Here is a 24,522-nt window from a genome sequence, read left to right on the forward strand (position 1 = left end):
TAGCGTAACAAGTAAAGTTATGACAAAATAGGAACATATGCTTTCTTTTGGGGCGAAGCAAAAAGAGGCAAAGCGAAAGGTGGCTTACGGCATGGTAACTCAAGATAATTTTTTCACGGGTTTGAATCCTGAACAGAAAAAAGCGGTGGAGACCACAGAAGGCCCTGTGCTAATTCTGGCTGGTGCTGGTAGTGGTAAAACCCGTGTCCTTACCCAACGAATTTCGTATCTAGTTGGTTATAAACAGGTATTTCCTTGGAGCATTCTAGCGATTACCTTTACGAATAAAGCAGCTCGTGAGATGAAGGCTCGCGTAGAAAGATTGGTTGGTCGGGAAGCAGGCGCGGATGACATCTGGATTTCTACCTTCCATTCTCTTTGTGTACGTATTTTACGAAGAGATATAGATCGGATTAACATTAGCCGTAATTTTACCATATTGGATGCTGGGGATCAGTTGACAGTGGTGAAGCAGTGCATGAAGGAATTAAATATCGATGTGAAAAAATTTGAACCACGTTCCATTTTAGGTGCGATTAGTGGAGCAAAAAACGAATTACTTGATCCTAAACGTTATGAACAAGTGGCGGGAGATCAATTCCAGCGCATTGTTTCGCAAGTTTATGAACTATACATGAAAAAGCTGAAAAGCAATCAGTCTCTTGATTTTGATGATCTAATCATGACGACGATTCGTTTATTTAAGGAAGTACCAGAAGTACTGGAATTCTATCAACGCAAATTCAAATACATTCATGTAGATGAGTATCAGGATACCAACCGTGCCCAATATATGCTGATTAGTATGCTTGCTGACATGCATAAAAATATTTGTTGTGTAGGTGACGCAGACCAAAGTATTTATAAATGGCGTGGTGCTGATATTTCTATCATTCTTAACTTTGAGAAGGAATATTCTAATGCGAAATTAATCAAGCTGGAGCAAAACTATCGTTCCACTAAAAACATCCTAGAAGCAGCTAACCATGTTATTAAAAATAACAAGAACCGCAAAGAGAAGAACCTGTGGACTAATCAGGAGGCAGGGGAAAAAATTTATTGCTATCAAGCCGAATCAGAGCATGACGAAGCTTACTTTGTCGTGGATACGATTCGTGAACAACTGAAAACCTATAAAAGATACGACAAATTTGCCATTTTATATCGTACGAATGCCCAGTCACGTGTAATGGAGGATGTGTTGGTTAAATCGACTATTCCTTATAAAATCGTCGGAGGCACGAAGTTCTACGATCGCAAAGAGATTAAAGATGTGTTGGCTTATCTACGTCTGGTGTCCAATCCTGACGATGACATCAGCTTGACGCGTATCATTAATGTACCAAAACGTAATATCGGGGATACTACGGTGGAAAAGCTACAAGCCTATGCAGGCGCACATGGACTGACGCTCTTTCAATCCGTACAGGAAGTAGCATATATGGGACTTGCCTCCCGGACAACCAATGCCATTTTAGCCTTCTCTGATATGATGAAAAACGTAATTCAGATGGTTGATTATTTAAGTGTAACCGAGCTTGTGGAGGAAATCTTAAAACAATCGGGTTACCGTGAATCGCTGAAAGAAGATAAATCGCTAGAAGCAGCAGCCCGCTTAGAGAATATCGATGAGTTTCTGTCTGTTACCCAAGAGTTCGAGAAGAAAAGTGAAGACAAGACCTTGCTTGCTTTCCTAACTGATCTAGCTTTGGTGGCAGATATTGATTCTCTTGGCAATGATGGAACAGAAGAAGCCATACCAGATGAGGGACAAGTAGTGTTAATGACTTTGCACAGCGCCAAAGGTTTGGAGTTTCCTGTTGTCTTCTTAGTTGGCATGGAGGAAGGGGTTTTCCCACATAGTCGTGCTTTGTTTGATGAGAGTGAAATGGAAGAGGAACGCCGACTAGCTTATGTGGGAATTACTCGTGCAGAGCAAAAATTATTTATGACACGAGCAAGAATGCGTACGCTATACGGACGTACAAATATGAATATGCAATCTCGCTTTTTTGCCGAAATTCCAAGTGAACTGCTTGATGGTGACCTTGGATCAGTTGGTGGGTCGGAAGGCGGTTTTGGTTCTAGTGGTGGTTTTGGATCAGGGTCAGGCTTTGGTGCCAGCCGGGGAGGTCAAGCTGGACGCTTTGGAGCAGGCGCACGTACAGGCAATACATTTGGACGTTCGCCTAAACCAACAGAATCAACTGTCACTATGCAACCAAGTGCGTTTCGTGGGTTACATCAAACGACAAAACTGCCAACGCACGGAGCAGCATCTAGTGCAGATTGGAAAGTAGGAGACAAGGCTAAGCACGGTAAATGGGGGACAGGGACGGTGGTTAGCGTCAAGGGTGCCGGTGATAACACAGAGCTGGACATTGCTTTTCCAAGCCCAGTAGGAATCAAAAAATTGCTCGCTAAGTTTGCTCCTATTGAAAAAGGTTGATTTGAAAGAACGGAAAGGATGAAGAGATACGTGGATCGTATGGCCGCTGAACAGCAAATTATAAAATTAAAGAAACGGATTGAAGAGGAAAGCCGTCATTATTATATAGAGGATAATCCGCAGATTACGGACCAAGAATATGATCAAATGATGCGTGAGTTGCAAGATTTGGAGGACCAATGGCCGGATATGGTTTCTCCTGATTCTCCTACCCAACGTGTCGGTGGTATGCCGTTACCCTTCTTTGAAAAAATCGTGCATACAACTCCGATGTTAAGCCTTGGGAATGCTTTTGACGAGAATGATTTGCGTGATTTTGATCGTCGTGTACGTCAAGGATTAGGGAATCAATCCGTTCGCTATGTTTGCGAATTAAAAATTGATGGGCTTGCTGTTTCTCTTCGCTATGAGAACGGGCTTTTCGTAAAAGGAGCAACACGTGGAGACGGGACTACTGGTGAAGATATCACCCAAAACCTGCGGACGATTCGCTCCATTCCGTTACGTTTACCAGAACCAATTACTATGGAGGTTCGCGGAGAGGCGTTTATGTCTAAATTTGCTTTTGACCGGTTGAATAAAGAACGGGCGGAGCGAGAAGAGGCTTTATTTGCTAATCCACGTAATTCAGCGGCCGGTTCCTTACGTCAGCTAGACCCTAAGATTGCTGCTTCTCGCACTCTTTCCACTTTTATTTATCAGATCGGTGAGATAGATGGGCGCCAGATTGATTCGCACAGCGAGGGTCTTACTTTCTTAGAACAGCTAGGCTTCTCGGTAAATCAGGAACGACGTACGTTTGATGAAATAGAAGAAGTAATTCAATTTGTGCAAAGCTGGACAATCAAACGACCAGAGCTCTCTTATGAGATTGATGGTATGGTAATTAAAGTAGATAGCTTTGCTCAGCAGCAAGAACTTGGCTTTACAGCAAAGAGCCCACGCTGGGCGATTGCTTATAAGTTCCCGGCAGAAGAAGCAGTGACACAGTTGAAGGACATTGAGGTATCGGTTGGACGTACTGGAGTGGTGACACCAACAGCGTTGCTTCAACCTGTTATTCTAGCTGGAACTGAAGTGAAACGAGCGTCTTTGCACAATGAAGACATCATTATAAAAAAAGGATTACTCTTGGGTGATTATGTACTTGTGAAAAAAGCAGGGGACATTATTCCTGAGATTGTGGAAGTGTTAAAAGAACGACGCACGGGAGAAGAACGTCCATTTATGATGCCAACTCATTGCCCGGAATGTGTGAGCGAATTGGTTCGTCTACCGGATGAAGTGGCATTGCGTTGCATTAATCCAGAGTGTCCGGCCGTTATCCGAGAAGGTATGTCCCACTTTGTATCTCGACAAGCAATGAATTTAGATGGGCTTGGAGAGAAAGTGGTGGCCTCTTTGTTTGCCGCAGGTCTCATTACAAGTGTCGCAGATTTATATTATCTACACGATAAGCGGGAACAGCTGTTACAATTGGAGAGAATGGGTGAGAAGTCTGTCGATAAGATGTTACAAGCGATTGAAGCTAGCAAGGAAAACTCTGTGGAGCGTTTGCTTTTCGGATTAGGAATTCGATTGGTAGGAGCCAAAGCAGCGAAGGTACTTGCAGAGCAATTTGGCGATATAGATCATATCATGCAGGCGACAGCAGAAGAATTGATCGCCATTGACGAGATCGGTCCCAAAATGGCTGAGAGCATCTTAACCTATTTCTCTATGCCCCAAGTACATGAATTGATTGAGAAGCTCAAAGTGGCTGGCGTGAACATGCAATATAAAGGTGTTCGTGTGCAGGCAGGAGAAGACCTTCCATTTTCAGGTAAGACAGTGGTCTTAACCGGTACACTGACACAATTAGGACGTCAGGAAGCGGAAGAAAAGATTGCTATGCTTGGTGGTAAAGTAACAGGGAGCGTTAGCAAAAAAACTGATTTAGTGATTGCTGGCGAGAAAGCAGGCTCCAAATTGGAAAAAGCAGAAAAGTTGGGTATAACTGTACTGGATGAGGAAGCATTTTTAGCGCTATTATCATAGGTGGGCTGAGGAGATATTAAGCAAAGGTGTGAAGGTGATGAAGAGATTCACGCTTAAACAGCTGGGAGCAAGCTTTGGTGTGCTCCTTTTGCTCAGCGGTTGTGCAACTGCAACGCAAAAGTCAGTTGAGCCAGACGTTGTAGATATGAGCCAGACTGCGGAGGAACCAAAAGTGAAGCAAGCGGTTAAACTGGCGCAGATAACAGGAGAATTGACGTACCAGGATGTGTTGCAAAAAGGAGACAGTATAAATTCTCTGGCCTTAGATCAAGGTGGGGAGCAAGTCTGGCTGGCAACGCATGCGGGGCTCTATGCTTCTGCTGACCATGGATTGTGGGGAGCAGTTACTGATGAGATGGAACATGCAAATGTAAAGAGCATTTATTTTGATCCTACGAAGCCAAAAGGGGTCTATGTAGCTGGAGCAAATGTATGCAAGGTGTCTAAAGATGGTGGGAAAACCTGGAAAAAAATAGATAAAGGGTTGCCCAAGGAATATGACATTCAATCTCTAATCGGGGTTCCGACCAGTAAAGGTACATCCCTCTATGCATTTGTGAATCGAGAAGGCGTATACGAATCCAAGGATGCTGGAGCTAATTGGCAGTTACAATTTCCGCTCGATACAGTAGAAGGGTATGATTTGGATTATGTACCCAGAGAGCAAAAATTGTACGTACTAACTCAAAACGAAGTGTTATCTGTAGATATACATGGTGGAGATTGGCAGAATGAATGGCGCGAGGGTGACTCACATATTTACTCCATTGCGGCCAATAAATCCAACGATGCTTTATATGCAGCCAGTGATAAAGGTATCTTACTCAAGGATGGCAAGGAATGGACTCTTCTATCCTCTGAACTACCAGAAAAACTGATTAATATCTCCTACGGTACAGCCGATACACCTATCATCGGAATTGGAGAATCAGCCCAAATTTATAAATACAGCCAAGAAAAGTGGAAAAAGTGGGAGTAGACAAGTAAGGAGTTTGCAATATGAAAACGAAAAGAAAGCTTGTACGCGATCTTTGCGTCCTAGTGGCGTGCTCAGTGCTGTTGTCAGCCTGTTCGTTGCTTCCGGGAAAGAAGGATAGCGCTGATCCTGTCGCGCCCGTTGTGTCTTCTGTTTTACAGGTAGATGAAAATTACTACGGTAGCGCCGCCACAACTTACAAAAAAAATCAGACACGTGGGATGCTTAGTTCCAATCCTAACTATCGAATTGATTTTAGTCATTTAGAGTACGGCATGATGGAAATTGCCAAAGAGAGCTTCTCTCCGAATACGTACTTGTTTCAGGAGGGTCAGCAAATCTCCCGCAAGCAGGTGTCTACTTGGATTGAATGGGAAAAGAAGAATCCAGAAGGTTTAAATCCCGATAAGGCAAATAAATTGCTCGTTAACGTGTTGGAGCATAATTATTTGGATAAAAAGGATCAAAAGCTGGCAGGTATGGTTCTCGGTTTATCTTTATCCCCGATTTATCAAGACCCATCTGGTTTGGAAAAACGGTTAAGCGTAGATGAGCTACGTTTGAAAGGGCAACAAATCGCTGCTAAAATTGTCATGAAGGTAAAATCGGAGAATCCGCAAATTCCGCTTGTCGTAACGATGTATCAAGTGCCAGACTCCAATTCTAACCTTGTTCCAGGTAATTTCATTATGTCTGGTATCGTAAATGCAAACGATAGTAGTGTGGCGAAATGGCAACCAATCAATGAAGAATATTTCCTGTTACCAGGAGATGCGGCATACAATAAATACCCTCAGGCTGCCCTACAATTTGAAAAATTGATGAAGCAAGGGCAAAGCTTTTCCTTGGAAGAGTTTGTTGGTATGACTGGAACGGCACGCTTCATAAATGGTGATTTGACGGAATTGACCATCAATGCAACAGCAGAGTATGATTCTCGAACAGAAGTGATTCAGTTTACACAAATGATTGCTCAAGCGATAGATCAATATATTGATAAAAAGGTTCATGTTAATTTTTATGTGCAGTCTATAAACCAGCCATTAGCCATTTATGTGCGACCAGCTGATGGAAAGTCGTATATGCATATCTACCGAAATTAACACATGTGTATAAACAAGATAAGACACCAATTGGACAGAACTGTTCAATTGGTGTCTTTTTTCGTACGATTTTACATATTTAAAAAGAATGGCACACATTTTGCATATATTATTTGGTGTAAACAAGTTGATCATGGAAGATGAAGTAGGAGGCGAACCTAAGTGCAAGTAGAATTCAAAAATGAACCGTTCGTTAATTTTAATCTGCCCGAAAATAAGCAAGCTTTCCAAGCCGCTTTGGATAAAGTTGAGAGCGAACTTGGACGTGAATATGATCTAATCATTGGTGGGGAACGTATCAAGACGGAAAAGAAAAGCCGTTCCATGAACCCATCTCAAAAAGATGAGTGCATTGGGGTTGTTTCTCAAGCCGACCAAGCATTGGCAGAGAAAGCGATTCAAGTAGCAGCGGAAACCTTTGAAACATGGAAGTGTGTTGCTCCTACTGCTCGTACTCGCTATTTGTACAAGGCAGCGGCTATCCTGCGCCGTCGCAAACATGAATTTTCAGCTTGGTTGGTAAAAGAATCAGGTAAAAGCTGGCCTGAGGCTGATGCGGATACAGCAGAAGCAATCGATTTCATGGAATACTATGCAAGACAAATGGACCAATTAGGCCAACGTCATTCTTTGCCGCGTATTCCTGGTGAAGATAATGAGTTGTATTACATTCCATTGGGTGTAGGTATCGTTATTCCTCCGTGGAACTTCCCGCTTGCTATCATGGTAGGGATGACGACAGCGGCACTAGTAACAGGCAATACCGTTGTCATGAAGCCAGCTTCTACTACGCCAGTCATTGCGGCTAAATTTATGGAAATTCTTGATGAAGCAGGGGTTCCTGCTGGTGTTGTTAACTTTGTACCAGGTAGCGGCAGTGAAATTGGTGATTATTTAGTAGAACATAAATTGACTCGTTTCATTTCATTTACAGGGTCTCGTGATGTAGGTCTACGTATTAACGAATTGGCAGCGAAACATCGACCAGGTCAAAAATGGATGAAGCGTTTGGTAGCAGAAATGGGCGGTAAGGATTCAATTGTAGTTGATAGTGATTCTGATCTAGAATTAGCAGCACAAGCAATCACAGCGTCTGCATTTGGCTTCTCTGGTCAAAAATGCTCTGCTTGCTCTCGTGCAATCATTCATGCAGATGTATACGACGAGGTTTTGGCACGTGTTGTTGAGCGCACAAAAGAATTAACAGTAGGAAATGTGAGCAACCCTGAGTTCTATACAGGTCCAGTGGTTGATGAAAAAGCATATAATAAAATTTTGGAATATATCGAGATCGGAAAACAAGAAGGTAAATTGTTGGCCGGTGGAGTAAAAGGACCAGAAGAAGGCTACTTTATTATGCCAACTGTATTTGCTGACGTGGCTCCAGATGCTCGTATTATGCAAGAGGAGATCTTTGGACCGTTTGTTGCTTTCTGCAAAGCTAATGATTTTGATCATGCTTTGGAGATTGCTAACAATACAGAATACGGTTTGACTGGCGCTGTTATTAGCCGCAACCGTGCTCACTTAGAACGTGCACGTGAAGAGTTCCATGCTGGTAACCTGTATTTCAACCGTAAATGTACAGGTGCATTAGTTGGTGTACATCCATTCGGTGGTTTCAACATGTCAGGAACAGACTCTAAAGCAGGCGGTCCTGATTATCTATTGCTGTTTACACAGGCGAAATTAGTATCTGAATTACTGTAGGTATTGTGACACAAAGAGGGTAACCCTGAGTAGGTCAACTACTTGGGGCTACCCTCTTTTTTATGAATAAGAGTAATAACAAGGTTTATCTATCGGATTATCATGTGAAGTGCGTAGCCCAATGATAAGTAGAGGGTGAATTTCGGTTTTGCGAAGCAAAAGGAAAGCCCCCAACTGTAATCAAGGCGTTGGGAACTCTCTCTGAGAGAAGATTTATGATATATACTGTTCGTACAGATAATAAAAGGAGTCTATCTTGCCAAACTTTAAGTTTATTTTAGCTAACAAGGCCAACCCTTTTAGCAAATAGCGCTGGGATTTATACTCATTAAAATAATGTAAGGCTTCTTCCAAGTGTGATAGCGCCTCAGCACCTTTGCCCATTTCACACAAGATAGAGGCATAGACTAACTTGGCTTCTGCGTACGCATGCTCATTGGTCGATTGCTCAAAGATTTCTAGGCATAGCTGGCCAGCTTCTTCATAGCGCTGTAAACCTTTCAAAATATTGGCAAGTTCTATTTTAGACTCAATCTGTTTCGTATGATCTTGAGGGGAGTGAAGAGACATTGCTCGTGTAATATATTCATGTGCTAGTTGATACTGTTTTTGCTCGGTATGAATAACAGCTAAATTGTTGTAAATGTTTGCCTCTAAAGAAGGAGAAGGAGAAATTTTAAGAATGTCTAACGATTTTTCGTAGTAGCGTTGGGCTACCTCGTATTGTTTTAAAATTTGTTCGCAAACTCCTAATAACAAATAAATAGACTCCATACGATAGATAGCACGCAAGCTTTTGCAAATCTGTTCTGCTTGCTTAAGATGTTCGATCGCCGAATGGATTTCTCCCATGGAGACGTGCATATAGCCAGCAGCATGTAATAAGGTAATATGTAGTAGACCGTTAATCTCGTAACGATTGGTTAATTGCATGGCTTCGTTTAAATAAGGAAGTGCTCTGTCCGCATTCTTTGCTTTGCAATAATGAAAGCCCAGTGAAGTAAGTACACGTACCTGCCATTCGTATTTATCTAGCTCACGGGCCATTTTGATGCTTTCTTGAAAGAGGGACTCAGCAATATCGAAATGATTCCTATTTTCTGACAATACTGCTTTAGACCAGAGATACATACATGTTTGCTCAAGGCTCATTTCAGCGCCCTCTAATTTATTGAACCATTTTTGGGCAATCTCCCAATCTTGTGTATCTATGCTATGTACAAGGTGACGAAAATTATTTTCAATCTCAATTTTAGTAAAGGCTGGTTTGGTAGTAGGAGTAAAAATGGTGGAGAGATCTGTCTGTAGCTTCTTGGCTAGTTCTTCTAGGATTTCAGGAGAAGGAACCACATCTCCTTTTTCTATTTGACTAATATAACTACGGTTGCAAATCCCTTCAGCTAGCTCACCTTGGGTTAGGCCTAGCTTCTTACGATATTCACGTATTCCTTTTCCGATTTGATTGCTCACCTTACCTCACCCTTTTCTGTCAGAATTCTTTATTATCTATTATACAAGAATTTTCACTATTTTTACATTTCTTATTCTTGATCTTCATATTCTTTTTGTTAACTTAATCGACAAAAATGGTGAATCGTAAGATTTTGTAAAAAATGGTTGAGATATGACTGCTGTTTTTCTCCTTTTTTAAAAATTTTACAAATATCTTTCGTTAGAACTATGAAAATATTGCATCTATGGTACGATAAGTTTGGTAGAGAAATAAAAAATCATACTTTTTACCTGTTTTCATTAGTGTGAGAACAGAGAATCTAGGTAAGCCGATCTGGATTTGCTCCGCACAGCACGACCTACAAAACTATTATATCCGTTGGCTGTTTAGGATTGTACTATCTATTTTGTTATCATCAGAGACGGTCCAAATTACATGGTACTCCTCTGGTGGTGTAGGGAAAAGGAGAGCTGCGGGAATGATCAATAGGTTGATCAATGGAACAATTAATTTGGTACGCAATACGTTAACAAACAAAGAAGGATTCATGATCTTCATCTTGTGGGATCATCTTTGGTTGTCACTCATTTACTCATGGTTTACAGGTATATCCTTTTGGAAACTCACTTCAGTAGGCTTACTGGTGACATTACTGGTTTCTCCATGGTATTTCATCAAGAGAGATAGCATTTGGTTGCGTTATATGGTTGCAGTAGGGTTTGTCTTTTATTCGCTATCCTTTGATCATTTTACATCGTATCCGGAAATGGCCATCTTGCCGATCGTAGTGTTGGCACTAATGTCTGCTTATTTAGATTATAAAGTGGTGCTATTTACAGGCTTCTTGTACGTAGTGACTATACTTATTGGTTATCAAACGGATTGGTATAACTTGTTTGAGGGTGAGCACGATCTTGTTAACTTGGGTCTGCGTATTGTTGGTGTGGTATTTACTACAATCGTTTCTATTTATCTTTGCCTATCGGGACGTGCAGCATTGCGTCGTGTAGAAGAAGCACGTCTGGAAGCAGAGGAGAAAGAGGTTCAACTAACTGTGCTGTTGTCCCATGTCTCAAATATGATTGAGAATCTGGATGCTACCTCTAATCAGGTGAATGAAAATGCCGACATCACGAAACAAAACACGGATGAAATGCTGGTTGCCTTTAAAGAAGTGGCAACGGGTATGGAGCAGCAAGCTCACTCCACCGTTAAAGTGGAAGAGGATATCCAGTCTATTGATAATGAAATTCAAAAAGTAAATGGGCAGGCAAATGAAATGAAAGACGAAGCATTGCGCAATAATCGTCGCCTGTCTGAAGGAATCGATATGATGACCGATCTCACCGCTCAGATGCAGCATATTGTCAGTACAGTAAACATGGCATCAAACACCATTCATAAGTTAAATCAGCAAGCCGGTCAGGTAGAAGCAATTGTTGGAACAATTAATCAGATTGCCACGCAGACAAATCTTCTAGCTCTAAACGCTGCCATTGAGTCTGCTCGTGCGGGTGAACATGGTCGAGGCTTTGGTGTAGTGGCAGATGAAGTACGCAAGCTAGCAGAACAGAGTGCAGAGGCTACACAACAAATTGCTAGAATTTTGGAAGCGCTCCATCAGGAAACCCAAACCGCTGTCGTTCATATGAACGAGGGAGAAAGCTCCGTCTCTAAGGGGCAAGAGCTAGCGAACAGGACGGTTGTCTCTATGGAAAAAGTACGTACCGGCATGGAGGGCTTTATGGAGGCGGTCGAATTGGTTCAGGTCAGTATGGTTCAAGTAAAGCAACGTTCTAGTGAGGTAACTGATGAAGTCTCTAATATTACTTCGATTACCGAAGAATCTGTAGCTAGTTTGGAGGAACTGTTCGCCTCGGCAGAGACACAACGTGATAAAATTACCAGTATTACGGAGGAAATCCACCAATTAAACGAGCTTTCCCACTCTTTACGTCAGTCTTTACATTAAGGCTCATGCAGTAGGCTTCTGCTAGTGTTTGCGGGGGAGCCTCCTGTCGTGGTAGAGTAGCAATGTATACCATGAGTAGGAGAGGTCTTATGAAGAAACGTGTGTTTCAAGGGCTAATAAATAAACTTCCGCAAAACGTAATGTCGAGACAAATGGGAAAAGTGGCTAGCTCCCGTTTCAGCCGTTTTGCCATCCAAAAATATATCAACCATTATCAGATTGACGTGTCGGAAATTGAAAAGCCTGTTCGTGAGTATCGCTCGTTAAAGGAATTTTTTACACGTCGCCTGAAGTCAGAAGCGAGACCTGTTGATTTGAATGCCGAGGTGGTGAGCCCTGTCGATGGAAAAGTGTCCCAGATGGGAGGCATCCAACAAGGTACGCTGATTCAAGCAAAGGGAAAAACCTATACGGTTAGCCAGTTGCTAGGTGATGATGAGCATATGGCCGGACGCTTTTATGGTGGCTCCTTTATGACCATCTATTTAAGTCCGCGTGACTATCATCGCATTCATATGCCTGTAGAAGGCAAACTGTTTAAATACTCCTACCTGCCAGGTAAGCTCTACCCAGTTAATGATATGGGAGTTGAACATGTAGAAAAGCTATTTGCACGCAATGAACGGCTGATTACGTACGTTCAGAGTAAGGCATGTGGAAATGTAGCTGTGGTAAAAGTAGGAGCATTATTTGTGGGTAGTGTAAAGGTTACTTATAATGCGCAAACCACAAACGTGAAAAATGGAAAGCAGGTTTGTGAAGTGATTGGTGGCACGCCTTTCTTTGAAAAAGGTAGAGAACTGGGTTGGTTTGAATTTGGTTCCACTGTTATTTTGCTATTTGAAAAAGGCGAAATGAATTGGGCAGAAGGAATTAAAGAAGGCAGTGTGGTAAAAATGGGGCAAAAAATTGCGGTTAGCACTGTACCTGTGGAATAAGACATATATTAAAAAGATCCTTTTTGCTACTTATCCTGTGATAGAGAGCAAAAGGGATTTTTTAGTGTTCCACATAAATGCTATTAGATATCTGCCTTTACAATAAGCATACAAAGAAGGAATTGATATTACAATTTCGTTCATTTGTGGGTTGGTGTAGGTTTGTGAGTGGTGAGCGAATCTTACAATATTTGCTGATGCAATTTTAATTCGATATACTGGTAGTAGATGTAATTCGTTCCAACATTCAAGTAACAATACAAAGCTTTTAAAACCGGCAGTAACTTACCCATTGATGGAATCTACCAAATAGGACAGCACAGCGAAAAAGGAGAGTTAATAAGCTATGGGGATCATTTGGCATGATATTAAGGACATTGAATCACCTTTAATGCCTCACGCATTAGAATTGTATGAACAAACGTTTACCGAAGATTTACGCGAACCGAATTCTATATTGCTCAAAGGGCTGACCAATGAAGGCCCGATAGCACCAGATACCTTTCATCTGTTGGTAGGGACGGATGAGAATCAACAAGTGATTGCTGTTAGCACCTTTCATTACCTAGCAACATGGAATCTTGGCTTTATCGTATACATGATGGTTAATCCTGCTATCCAAAGTGGTGGCATTGGTAGTAAAATGATGATGCAGATTGAGAAGATTCTGAAAGAAGATGCTCAAAACCATGGCACAGAACTGGTTGGTTTAGTACTGGAGACAGAGCGAGAAGAGGATGCACACGACGAAGAGGAGCAGGTGCTGACTCAGCGGCGTTTACGCTTCTTTAACCGAAATGGATTAGTACCTGTTAAAGGGGTTCCTTACAAACAACCACCGTTGTGGGAGAATACGAAGGAAGTTCCGCTTCATTTACTAGTGAAATGGACCAAGGACACGGATGGATTCTTACAAGAAGAGTGGTATCGTTTTGTGCAAGCTGTTTATAAGGAAAAATACGGTAAAATAAACAACGTAAAAGCAGAAATTTTGCATCAAATGGAAGCAGAATTGCTCGCTAATCTTCAAGTTTAGCAAATCCCTATCATTAAATTAAGATAATCTTAAGGTTTGTGTAAGATTGGTGAAAGAGTAACCATGTATCATTGTACATGTAAGGACGGCACGAGAGATTTGGCAAACAGAATGCCAGAATCTTAAGTGCCTCCTCAACAACAATTAGATGAAGTGGTGTTGAACATGGGTGTACCGATGCACGCTAAAACTCTGACAACTGAATACTATGAGGATCGTGAATTCCATGAATTGTATGATGAGTTTTTTGACCGAGTAAATCGTTATTTGCGTTGCCGCGTACATAATACCTGGGATGCCGACGATTTAACGACTGTAGTATTTATTAAGGCTTTGGAGAAATTCCAACAATATAGCCGTACCAGTCCGTTCGCCGGATGGGTCTTTAGCATAGCCCATCATACATTTATTGATTTTTGCCGCAAAAAGAAAGAATTGCCGATGGATCACACGGAATTCTTTGAGAGCAGTATTGATAATACATGGAATCCGGAAGAACATGCTCTCTCAAATGAGGAGACGCTCCTCCTTCGTGAAACATTAGAAAAGCTGACGCGCGATCAGCGTGATGTTTTGTCCTTGCGTTATTTCGGTGATCTGCGCATTGCACAAGTGGCTGACATCTTAGGAAAAACGGAAGCAAGCGTCAAAACGATTTCCCACAGAGGATTAAAAGAGTTACGTAAATTATATACAGGGAAAAGGCTGAAATAGGAGACTCATAGGCAGGGTCTTCTATTTTTTTACTTTCAACAAAGATTACATTGCTTAGAGATAGCGATAAATGCTTGATTATAGGCTTTATCATGTCACTCCATTTTATGTTACAATAATTGAATATAAATTCAATCGGGCTTCTAGCGATTAACCTGAATAAGAGATGAATGGGGAGTGCCTCTCTAAGCATCATATTTGAATGAAGAAAGTGGAGGGACTATCTTTGCCAGAAATTGCAATTGTAACAGATAGCACCAGTTATATTCCAAAAGAGCTTCAAGAAGAATTGCAGATTACAGTAGTACCTCTGCAAGTAGTATATGGAAACGTGGCGTATCGCGAAGAAGTAGAATTAACGGAAGCTGATTTTTACGTAAAGCTAAAAACGAGCGATCAGTTACCAACGACGTCCCAGCCACCTATTGGGGAATTTTTGGAAACCTATATGAATTTATCTAAAACACACAAGCGAGTAATTGCTATTCATATGTCAAGTGGTATTAGTGGAACCTATCAGGGGTCAGTAACGGCAACCACTATGGTCGACGATTTTCCAATCGATGTAATTGACTCTGAGATTACTACATATGCGTTGGGTGCTGTTGTTGTGGAAGCGGCTAGAATGGCACAAGCAGGTAATTCGAGAGAAGAGATTTTAGAGCGTATTGAATACATACGTGCGCAAATGAAAACGTACTTTTTAGTCGAGGATCTAGATTTCTTGTACCGAGGAGGTCGCTTATCGACTGCTCAATTGATGCTGGGCAACATGCTAAAAATCAAGCCGATCCTTACATTTGAGAATAAAAAAATCGTTCCTTATCAGAAGGTGAGAACGCGCGTTAAAGCAAAGGCTGGGATCATGGAATTGTTCGAAGCGGATGCTAAAGTGGGCAAACCTATACAGCTTTCCATCATCCAGGCGCAAGTTCAAGGAGAAGCAGAGGAATGGAGAACGTACATTGAATCTACTTATCCACATGTTTCTGTTACGATAAGTCACTTTGGCCCGGTTATTGCTACTCATGTAGGGCCAGGAGCTATTGGATTAACTTGGTATTATAAATAAGGTAGAATGCCGTTTTGCTGAAAGAAGAGCAAGCGGCGTTTTTTTAACGGATAGGAAACGATATAAGAAAGGAGAAAACCTACTTTCGTGCTTTAGAGAAAAAAAGAAAAAAGGTTGGTCAAATTGACTAACCTTAGATTTTTCAAGTAATATCAATGTTATGTAGAAACGTACAACTAGGTAATTTGGAGGTGGAGAAAGATGAGTACGATTTCCCGACAAGAAGTGGAACACGTGGCTAAATTGGCACGACTTCGTTTAACGGAAGAAGAAGCGGAGCGCTATACACGTGAATTGGATGCGATTTTAAATTTTGCTGCCCAACTAAACGAATTGGATACTACCAATGTGAAGCCGACTAGTCATGCATTTGACGTACGTAACGTTATGCGTCCTGACGTTAACCGTCCTTCCGTATCTAATGAAGAAGCACTGCGTAATGCGCCGGATCAAGAAGAAGGACAGTTCAAGGTACCAGCTGTTTTTGAATAGGAGAGAAAGGGGGAGACATTGTGTCCCTATTTGATAAACGCTTAGCAGATATACATAGCGAGCTTAAAAGGAAAGAGCTATCTGTAACAGATTTAGCTAATGAATCGCTCGCACGCATCCGTGAAGTAGACAAGGATGTACAAGCGACCTTGCTCGTTGATGAGGAGGCTGCTCTTAGTCAAGCAAGAGCAATGGATGAAAAGCTAGCTCAAGGCACAGAGGACCTCGGCCTCTTGTTCGGCCTTCCAGCTGGTGTGAAGGATAATATCGTAACAAAAGGGTTGAAAACGACATGCGCGAGCAAGCTTTTGTCCAACTATGATCCTATCTATGATGGAACAGTTAGCCAAAAGTTGAAGGAAGCCGACGCACTTGTGTTTGCTAAATTAAACATGGACGAATTCGCAATGGGTGGCTCTAACGAGAACTCTGGTTTCTATCCAACGCGCAATCCGTGGAATTTGGAGTATGTACCGGGTGGTTCGAGCGGCGGATCTGCTGCTGCGATGGCAGCTCGCCAATTCTTCTTTACACTTGGATCGGATACAGGTGGTTCTATTCGACAACCAGCGGCTTTCTGCGGTGTGGTTGGTTTGAAGCCAACTTATGGACGTGTATCTCGTTATGGCCTGGTATCCTACGCATCGTCACTTGATCAGATCGGACCGCTGACGAAAAACGTAGAGGATTCAGCTTTTGTTTTACAAGCCATTGCAGGTCATGATACTTACGATTCTACTTCGGCTGACGTGGAAGTCCCTGATTATCTATCTGCCCTGACAGGTGATGTAAAAGGACTGCGTATCGCGGTACCAAAAGAATTACTAGGAGAAGGTATTGATCCACAGGTTCGTGATTCGGTACTAGCGGCTTTAAAACAATTGGAAAGCATGGGGGCTGTTTGGAGTGAGGTATCTATGCCGCACACAAAATATGCCGTACCAGCTTATTACCTGTTGGCTTCATCAGAGGCTTCTTCTAACCTAGCACGTTTTGATGGTGTTCGTTATGGTGTACGCGCTGATAATGCGGAAAACCTGTTGGATCTGTACATGGAATCTCGCAGCCAAGGTTTTGGTGCAGAGGTCAAACGTCGTATTATGCTAGGGACATATGCCCTGTCTTCTGGTTACTATGATGCTTTCTATAAAAAGGCACAACAAGTGCGTACTTTGATTATTCAAGACTTTGAAGAAATCTTTGCGAACTTTGACATTGTGTTACATCCGACTACACCTTGCCCAGCTTTTAAACTTGGTGAAAAAATGAATGATCCTGTACAAATGTTCCTAGAGGATATTTGCACAGTAACGGTAAACTTAGCTGGTCTTCCGGCTATTTCTGTTCCATGTGGTTTCTCCGATAACGGATTGCCAATTGGTTTGCAAATGATTGGTAAAGCATTTGACGAATCCACGATTCTACGTGCGGCACATGCGTACGAGCAATCAACTAATCTGTTCCCGAACAAGCCACAATTGGGAAGGGAGGAAGTGTAACATGAGCCAAAAATTCGAAACGGTCATTGGTTTGGAAGTTCACGCTGAATTATCTACCAATAGTAAAATTTTCTGCGGTTGCAAAACCGAGTTCGGTGCACCACCTAATACACACACATGCCCGATTTGTTTAGGACATCCGGGTGTTTTACCGGTGTTGAACCAGCAAGCATTAGAATTCGCGGTGAAGGCTTCCTTAGCGATCAACTGCGAAATTTCCCGTGATACAAAATTTGATCGTAAAAACTATTTCTACCCGGATCTTCCTAAAGCTTATCAAATCTCGCAATTTGACCAACCGGTGGGGACGAACGGGTGGATTGATATTGAAGTAAATGGAAAAACCAAACGTATTCGTATCAATCGTCTGCATTTGGAAGAGGATGCTGGTAAATTGACGCACTGCGAATACGGAAGTGGTACGATGATGGACTATAACCGTGTAGGTGTGCCGTTGGTGGAGATTGTAACAGAGCCAGATATCAGTTCACCAGAAGAGGCAAAAGCGTATTTGGAGAAGCTAAAAGCGATCATTCAATATACAGAGGTATCTGATGTGAAAATGGAGCAAGGTTCTCTTCGCTGCGATGCCAACGTTTCAATTCGCCCTGTAGGCGAGACCAAGTTAGGTACAAAAACGGAATTGAAGAACATGAACTCCTTCCGTAACGTACAAGCTGCTTTGGAATACGAGGTGAAACGTCAGGAAGAAGTCGTTCAAGACGGTGGAGAAATTAAGCAGGTAACGCTACGCTGGGATGATGCTAACAAAAAAACCATCGTAATGCGTTCTAAGGAAGAGGCGCATGACTATCGTTATTTCCCAGACCCTGATCTGGTGAACGTAACGATTACGGATGAAATGATTGAGCGTATCAAAGCCTCAATTCCGGAATTACCAGATGCTCGTCAGGCACGTTATGTCGAGCAATATGGTCTATCTACATCTGATGCAGAAGTTATTACCATGACACGTGAGTCTGCTGATTTCTTTGATGCGTCAGTAGCAACAGGTGCTGATCCCAAGACAGTTGCTAACTTTTTAATGGTTGATCTGTTCGGATATCTAAATGCAGGCAATCTTGAATTCTCCGATGTCAAAATGACTCCTGTGGGTCTGGGGGAAATGGTGAAGCTGATCGAAAAGGGCACCATTTCTATTAAAATGGCCAAGACGGTCTTTACAGAAATGTTAGAGACAGGCAAGGACCCAGCAACCATTGTTGAGGAAAAAGGTTTGGTGCAAATTAGCGATGAAGGCGAATTGAAGCGCATCGTCGATGAAATCATCGCCGCTAATCAGCAATCGGTAGAAGATTACAAAGCGGGTAAAAAGCAGGCAATTGGCTTCTTAGTAGGACAAATTATGAAACAGACCAAAGGAAAAGCAAATCCAGGTGTGGTAAATAAATTGTTGGTAGAAGCGCTGGAAGCATTGTAAATTGTACGAAAGCTCCTCTCCATAACCATACTCTGGCTGGGAGAGGAGCTTTATTTGTTTGGTTGTATCTAGGTTAAAACTACCCCTGTAACTTCTGGAGCTCAATTCTAAATGCCCGACGCATGATGAACCCGAGTAGCATACTAGCAGTAAGAATAACAGTTGCCACTATATAAGCCATAGCTGCACCGAATGCCGCAACCACGTTGGTAAGGATCAGAACTGATAAGCCATAGCCCATGTATTCCACCGTGCTTTTTGCCGATAGAACATTAGGCAAATAGAGAGGATCCACACTCTTTTGAAAATAGGTTTGTTTGCTTACATATTGAATCTGTGTGGCTGGACCCAGTAAAAAAGAGAGGAACAAGGCAAGCCAAGCGCTATGAGTAAGCCCGAGGCCAAGCGTTACTAGTGCTGAGAATAGACCAGCACCTAGTAGAAACGGGAGAAAATAGCGAGATACATAAGTTGCAATTGCCATTAATAATAAGCCACCGACAATCATTCCTATAAAATAGCTAGCATTGAGATAGCCCCACCATTCTTGGCCTTTTCCTAGAACATCGGACACATAGAAGAGCATAATAGCAGCAATGTAAATGGCTCCTGCTAATGATTCAAGCACATCCATACAAGTGAGTGTAAGGAGCGTGCGAGATTTCAGGATATAATGCCACCCGCGAAGCAAGGCTTCTTTTTTGGAAGGATCATCGGGATTCGTTGTTGCTAGGGCCAAAGGATCGCGTAAATTAGCCATGCAGAACGTAGAGATGATGAACAATCCAAGACTAGCGGAAAAAAGGTGTGAGATTCCTAGAAAAGCTACAAGCATCCCACCTAACGCCCAACCAGCAAATTGAATCACTTGATCTGAGGTGGCAAACAGACTATTTAATCGCAATAAATGAATAGGCTGTGCTATTCGTGGCAACAGGGCATTGCGTGCAGGAGTGGCCCATCCGTCCAAAAAAGCAATCAAAGAGGCAAGACCTAAAAATAAAAGCAATGGCAGAGATGGCCATCTGGTTACAAAGACAAGTAGACATAATAAAAGAGTTTTGGCACATTGTGAGGAAAACAGCAAGGTAGAGAGAGAAAAGCGGCGTTGCATGAGGGGCGCGAAAAAGCTACTCACCGTTTGCGCTAAGATAATGGTAAGCGGAACAAAGCCGGTATAGACAGCGGAGTGCGTCGTTTCAAAAACGAGAGTAAGCAGGGAGATAATATAAAAAACGTCGCCAGCGTTGGCAAGCATTTGGCCAATCCAAAGAAAGCGTACTTGTTTGGTAAGCATGACAAAAAAACCTCTTTTCATGAGAAAGATAGACAGGATTTTCCTGCCTTCAACAAATTATGTTTCTATTTGTTTTCTTTTTCAGAAAAGAGTTCTACACTGGTATCGACTCCGTATCATGAATTTTCAATCATTTGATACAGTGTAGCAATGAAACGTAACCATGTCAAAGAAAAAGACTGGTATTTTGTAACAAAAACTTGTTACCATCGTCCTATTTATAACTAATGGTATTGGTTTGTAAATTCCAACATTTTTCATCCTCACTCAACAGATTTTAAGAAAAAACTTGTTACTTTTTGGCTTTCAAAAGCGTCTTTTCAATGAGAAACTTTTTCCTGTAAATATGTAGTAAAAACTGCAATCTTATTTTGTAAGATGAAGTTTTTGTATATAAGGAAAAAAATGATCCAAATTGTAGGAAGAGGGAAGCTATGAGGTGAAGAGAAAGTGAGTAATAGCATCGGTGAATTAACGGTACGAGATGTCAATCATAGTTACAAGGCTGGAAAGCTTCAGATCCCCGTCTTACATGATATCAACTTGCATATTGGACAAGGGGAGTTTATTTCGTTATGCGGAACATCTGGTTCAGGGAAATCAACGTTACTTAACTTAATGGCCGGGTTAACACGTCCCGAACAAGGAACCATCCATGTAAATGGAGAGGAAATATCTACATTTAACGAGAATCAGCTTTGTTTGTTTAGACGGCGTTGCTTAGGATTTGTGTTTCAATCGTTTAATCTTTTGCCTAACCTGACAGCAGTTGAAAATGTGGAGTTACCGCTTGTTTTTTCTGGAGTAAGTCCTCGTGTACGACGTGAAAAAGCCATAGCGATACTGAACCAAGTAGGACTAGAAAAGCGAGAACATCACAAGCCTAATGAACTAAGTGGTGGTCAGCAACAGCGTGTCAGTATTGCGCGGGCATTGGTCAACGAACCTGGTATTGTTCTTGCGGATGAGCCAACAGGGAATCTGGATACAGCAACAGAGGAAGAAATTTTACAACTCATGCGGCAAATGAATCGGGAAAATGGCACAACATTCGTGATTGTCACCCATGATCAAGAGGTGGCAAGTCAATCTGATCGTACCATTTTTCTGCGAGATGGTTTCATTCAGCAATAAAGGGAAGTGGCAATACTCAGGCCTACGACAATGACTAGCCTGGGCTTTCGCGTAATAGAGACATGAATTTATTTGCTCTTATCTGTTAAAAAGGCAAGGGGAAAAATGAGGTGTAATTTGTGAAACTGCTTGATTCGCTACGTATCGTCTGGCGCAATCTTTGGCGTATGAAGCTTCGGACGGTATTGACATCGATTGGAGTTATGATTGGTACGGCTGCTATTGTGACCATGCTATCCCTTAGTATTGGGCTAAAGGATAATGCGGTCAAAAGTCTAGAGAACTTCGGTAATTTAACCGAACTGGAAGTGTACCCAGCTTATCTTATGCCAGATGGAACAACGGAGAGACCGCCAGACAAAATGAAACGTTTAAATAGCCAAAGTATACCGGAATTAAAGGCTGTTCCCGGGGTTCAGGCGGTTATGCCAATCAAGGAATTTAATAGGGGAGATGCCACCTTAAAGCTAGGGCGTCGAGAGGGGAGTTTCCGAATTGTTGGGGTTGATCCACAACAAGAAGCACCTGTGCGATCTAAAGAGTTAGAAAAAGGTGAGTATTTAACTGGAGCGAACAATGAGATTGTGATCTCCTACGAAGTACCACGCCAAATGCGAGATGTGGAAAAGGAACGACGTGAAGCTAGGAAGCGTAACGCTAACCAGAGTGGAAACGATATGAGTTATGAATACATGGGACGGGGTGGAGCTGGCGAAGGTGCAGCCATAGATATGGTTGGGAAAACGGCGATGCTGGAACTGAGACGAGAATACTCTATAGACAACGAACCTAAGTTTGAAAAGAAGGAAATACGTGTCCGCGTAGTCGGTCAGATGCAAAAGGATGAAAAGAGCTATCGAGGTCCCACCATCTATGTTCCTATGAAGATGGTTAATGAGCTGAATGTCTGGATGGAACAAAATAGGGAACAAAGCGATTATGATACAGGAATGGTAGGCAAGAAGCCGAATCGGTCTATAAATCGTAATCAGAAGCCAGCTGTTGAATATGATTCGATCACAGTAAAAGTTGAATCAAGAGAAAAAGTAGAGCAGGTCATCAAGGATTTACAAAACATCGGCTATGAAAATTATTCGTCAGCACGTCAGCTTACTCAACTTAATAAGTTTTTCTTTGTCATTCAATTAGTGCTTGGTGGTATAGCAGCTATTTCATTATTAGTAGCAACGATCGGTATTGTAAATACCATGGTCATGTCCATTCTGGAGCGGACCAAGGAAATTGGTATTATGAAGGTTATTGGCGCAACCGTGTATAATATTCGCTGGCTCTTTTTGATTGAATCAGGCTCAATTGGTTTAATTGGGGGACTGACTGGTTTAGGGCTTGCTTATGGAGCTGTAGCCATCATTAATTACCTCGGAAAAAACAGCGATGTTTTAGGTAGCGTTGGGATGGGAATGGGAAGAGGTATGGGGCCAGAAGAAGAGGTAGTAACACAAATTGCCTTGGTACCGCCGTCTCTCGCCTTGTTTGCTATTTTGTTCTCTGTTGTCATCGGATTACTAGCGGGTATCATTCCTGCCATCAGGGCATCTCGACTAAGCCCATTGGAGGCTATTCGATCTCAGTAAGTATGCAGAAGATTTACTTGGATCAAGGCTTGGCAAGGATAAGTTTTCTAAATACATGTGGAAGAAATGTGGGGAATTAACGCATGGCTATTAATAAAAAAGTGCTTATTTCAGCCATCACCGTGCTTGTTTTAGCGGGTGGCGGTTATGGAGGGTATAAATATTTTGTTCCAGCTGATGTATCACAAGAGATCGTTGAACCACCGATGCTCCAGACTGTAGCTGTAGAGACGGGCGAAGTTAAAAAAACGGTGTACTCGACAGGTACAGTTGAAGCTACGGCTCGTCAGGAAGTGAAGCCAGATGTAAGCGGTAAAGTAGAGAGTCTGGCTGTTAAGGAAGGGCAGCGTGTTAAAAAAGGCGATTTGTTATTCACGATGGAGGCTACAGATGCTGGCTTCGAAATCGAGAAACAAAAGTTGTCGATGGCCCGTATCCAGAAAGAGATAAAGGATTTGAAAGATAGAAAAGACCGTATTGAGGCTAATGCAGGTGGAGTTGTCAAAGAGCTGATGATTAAGAGGGGGGGCGACGTAACACCTGAGACGGTGATTGCCAAGGTAAACGATCCCAATTATATAAAGATTACAGGGTACTTCTCCCCTTACGAAGCTGAATTGTTACGCGAAGGACAGAAAGTGAAGGTATTTTTACCAAGCTCAATGACTTATGTAGATGGTGAAATCGACCGTATTGATATGGAAGGAACCAAGCAAGACGGAAAAATGGCTCAGCATGCTGTAGACGTATTGGTCGAAAATACAGGCGGCTTGTATGTAAATGACCTTGGTTCTGTTGAATATACGGATGCTAAAGGATTGAAATACGCAAGTCAGGGAAATACGCCATTTACCAAAGCAGACGATATAGAGATTTTAGCGGGCACCACGGGTAAAGTTGGTGAAGTCTTGTTTAAAAAAGGAGACACGTTAAAAAAGAATCAACTCTTGGCGAAAATGGATAAAGAAGCTGACAAAACAGAGATTGAAGAAAAAGAATTAAATTGGAAAGAAGCGCAGCTTGGCATGGACCAAAAGGTGCGTGATCTATCCAAACGAAGAGTTGTTGCCCCGATTAGCGGTGAGATTACGAAATTGAATGTAAAAGTAGGAGAAGCGCTAGGCGGTGATCCTGCTGCTATCATCATGGATACCTCTTCTGTTACTTTTAAAGCATCTGTTGATGAATTGGATTTCCCACAAGTAAAAGTGGGACAAACTGTTGATGTGTATATTACAGCCTTTGGAACAAAAGCATTTAAAGGTACGGTGACGGAACTACCAAAAGAGGGAACCAAGCAGGATAAAGCGGTTCGTTTCGAGGTAAAAATCGCAGTGGAAGATAGCAGTCAAATGAAGCATGGTATGAGCGGTGACTGTGACATCAACATCCATAAGAAAGAAAATGCAATGCGTTTGCCAGTTAATGCAGTAGAAGTGGTGGAAGAAGGCAAAGGTATGGTGATGGTCAAAGGTCCAAGTGGAGATCCAGTACCAAAAGACGTGGAAATTGGTATTGAGGGTGCTGAATACGTGGAGATTGTGAGTGGATTGAAAGCTGGAGATGAAGTTGTGATCACAAATCCAGAGGGTATGTAGAAGGCA

At 42.2% G+C, this 24,522-nt stretch carries 18 protein-coding genes; 16 read left to right on the forward strand and 2 right to left on the reverse strand.

The features are described 5' to 3' along the window. The first annotated feature begins 91 nt into the window (after positions 1 to 91). The 5 genes from pcrA (at position 92) to pruA (ending at position 8,275) form a co-directional block, all read left to right on the forward strand. Complete coding sequence (gene pcrA, locus EEL30_08835; protein QDX92424.1) at positions 92 to 2,449, forward strand: DNA helicase PcrA; 2,358 nt, start codon at positions 92 to 94, stop codon at positions 2,447 to 2,449. 30 nt (positions 2,450 to 2,479) lie between these two features. After that, complete coding sequence (gene ligA, locus EEL30_08840; GenBank protein QDX92425.1) at positions 2,480 to 4,486, forward strand: NAD-dependent DNA ligase LigA; 2,007 nt, start codon at positions 2,480 to 2,482, stop codon at positions 4,484 to 4,486. Between the two features lie 37 nt (positions 4,487 to 4,523). After that, complete coding sequence (locus tag EEL30_08845) at positions 4,524 to 5,465, forward strand: hypothetical protein (GenBank protein ID QDX92426.1); 942 nt, start codon at positions 4,524 to 4,526, stop codon at positions 5,463 to 5,465. A gap of 20 nt (positions 5,466 to 5,485) precedes the next feature. After that, positions 5,486 to 6,565 (forward strand): sex pheromone biosynthesis protein CamS, encoded by a 1,080-nt coding sequence (locus EEL30_08850; protein QDX92427.1) that lies wholly within the window; start codon positions 5,486 to 5,488, stop codon positions 6,563 to 6,565. Positions 6,566 to 6,727: 162 nt separating this feature from the next. Further along, the gene (pruA, locus tag EEL30_08855) at positions 6,728 to 8,275 is read left to right on the forward strand and encodes an L-glutamate gamma-semialdehyde dehydrogenase (GenBank protein QDX92428.1); all 1,548 of its coding nucleotides are present in this window, start codon (positions 6,728 to 6,730) and stop codon (positions 8,273 to 8,275) included. 213 nt (positions 8,276 to 8,488) lie between these two features. Here pruA and EEL30_08860 read toward each other — a convergent pair whose 3' ends face one another. Beyond that, positions 8,489 to 9,745 carry a helix-turn-helix domain-containing protein gene (locus EEL30_08860; protein QDX92429.1) on the reverse strand — a complete coding sequence of 419 codons (1,257 nt, stop codon included), beginning with the start codon at positions 9,743 to 9,745 and terminating at the stop codon, positions 8,489 to 8,491. Between the two features lie 461 nt (positions 9,746 to 10,206). On the opposite strand from EEL30_08860, the gene EEL30_08865 reads away from it, so the two are divergent. From EEL30_08865 to gatB, 8 genes are all read left to right on the forward strand, one after another. After that, positions 10,207 to 11,700, forward strand: a complete 1,494-nt coding sequence (locus tag EEL30_08865) for a methyl-accepting chemotaxis protein (GenBank protein ID QDX92430.1) — start codon at positions 10,207 to 10,209, stop codon at positions 11,698 to 11,700. Between the two features lie 89 nt (positions 11,701 to 11,789). After that, positions 11,790 to 12,638, forward strand: a complete 849-nt coding sequence (psd, locus tag EEL30_08870; protein QDX92431.1) for a phosphatidylserine decarboxylase — start codon at positions 11,790 to 11,792, stop codon at positions 12,636 to 12,638. A gap of 346 nt (positions 12,639 to 12,984) precedes the next feature. Then, the gene (locus tag EEL30_08875) at positions 12,985 to 13,674 is read left to right on the forward strand and encodes an N-acetyltransferase (protein ID QDX92432.1); all 690 of its coding nucleotides are present in this window, start codon (positions 12,985 to 12,987) and stop codon (positions 13,672 to 13,674) included. Positions 13,675 to 13,839: 165 nt separating this feature from the next. Continuing rightward, positions 13,840 to 14,388: a sigma-70 family RNA polymerase sigma factor gene (locus EEL30_08880; GenBank protein QDX92433.1), complete on the forward strand. Its 549-nt coding sequence runs from the start codon at positions 13,840 to 13,842 to the stop codon at positions 14,386 to 14,388. Positions 14,389 to 14,614: 226 nt separating this feature from the next. Next, on the forward strand, positions 14,615 to 15,460 hold the full coding sequence (locus EEL30_08885; GenBank protein QDX92434.1) for a DegV family protein: 846 nt from the start codon (positions 14,615 to 14,617) through the stop codon (positions 15,458 to 15,460). Between the two features lie 201 nt (positions 15,461 to 15,661). After that, positions 15,662 to 15,952: an Asp-tRNA(Asn)/Glu-tRNA(Gln) amidotransferase subunit GatC gene (gene gatC / locus EEL30_08890; GenBank protein QDX92435.1), complete on the forward strand. Its 291-nt coding sequence runs from the start codon at positions 15,662 to 15,664 to the stop codon at positions 15,950 to 15,952. Positions 15,953 to 15,972: 20 nt separating this feature from the next. Next, a complete protein-coding gene (gene gatA / locus EEL30_08895) occupies positions 15,973 to 17,451 on the forward strand; it encodes an Asp-tRNA(Asn)/Glu-tRNA(Gln) amidotransferase subunit GatA (GenBank protein QDX92436.1) in 1,479 nt (492 codons plus the stop codon). Position 17,452: 1 nt separating this feature from the next. Then, positions 17,453 to 18,892: an Asp-tRNA(Asn)/Glu-tRNA(Gln) amidotransferase subunit GatB gene (gene gatB / locus EEL30_08900; GenBank protein QDX92437.1), complete on the forward strand. Its 1,440-nt coding sequence runs from the start codon at positions 17,453 to 17,455 to the stop codon at positions 18,890 to 18,892. Between the two features lie 79 nt (positions 18,893 to 18,971). Here the strand turns inward: gatB and EEL30_08905 are convergent, their stop codons facing one another. Continuing rightward, complete coding sequence (locus EEL30_08905) at positions 18,972 to 20,189, reverse strand: hypothetical protein (GenBank protein QDX92438.1); 1,218 nt, start codon at positions 20,187 to 20,189, stop codon at positions 18,972 to 18,974. A 450-nt stretch (positions 20,190 to 20,639) separates the two neighbouring features. On the opposite strand from EEL30_08905, the gene EEL30_08910 reads away from it, so the two are divergent. The 3 genes from EEL30_08910 (at position 20,640) to EEL30_08920 (ending at position 24,516) form a co-directional block, all read left to right on the forward strand. Next, a complete protein-coding gene (locus tag EEL30_08910; GenBank protein QDX92439.1) occupies positions 20,640 to 21,323 on the forward strand; it encodes an ABC transporter ATP-binding protein in 684 nt (227 codons plus the stop codon). Between the two features lie 119 nt (positions 21,324 to 21,442). Beyond that, positions 21,443 to 22,918, forward strand: a complete 1,476-nt coding sequence (locus tag EEL30_08915; GenBank protein QDX92440.1) for an ABC transporter permease — start codon at positions 21,443 to 21,445, stop codon at positions 22,916 to 22,918. Positions 22,919 to 23,007: 89 nt separating this feature from the next. Next, positions 23,008 to 24,516, forward strand: a complete 1,509-nt coding sequence (locus EEL30_08920) for an HlyD family efflux transporter periplasmic adaptor subunit (GenBank protein QDX95709.1) — start codon at positions 23,008 to 23,010, stop codon at positions 24,514 to 24,516. Positions 24,517 to 24,522 lie beyond the last annotated feature (6 nt).

This window comes from Brevibacillus laterosporus (assembly GCA_007833815.1).
GTDB classification, from domain to species: Bacteria; Bacillota; Bacilli; order Brevibacillales; family Brevibacillaceae; genus Brevibacillus_B; species Brevibacillus_B laterosporus_D.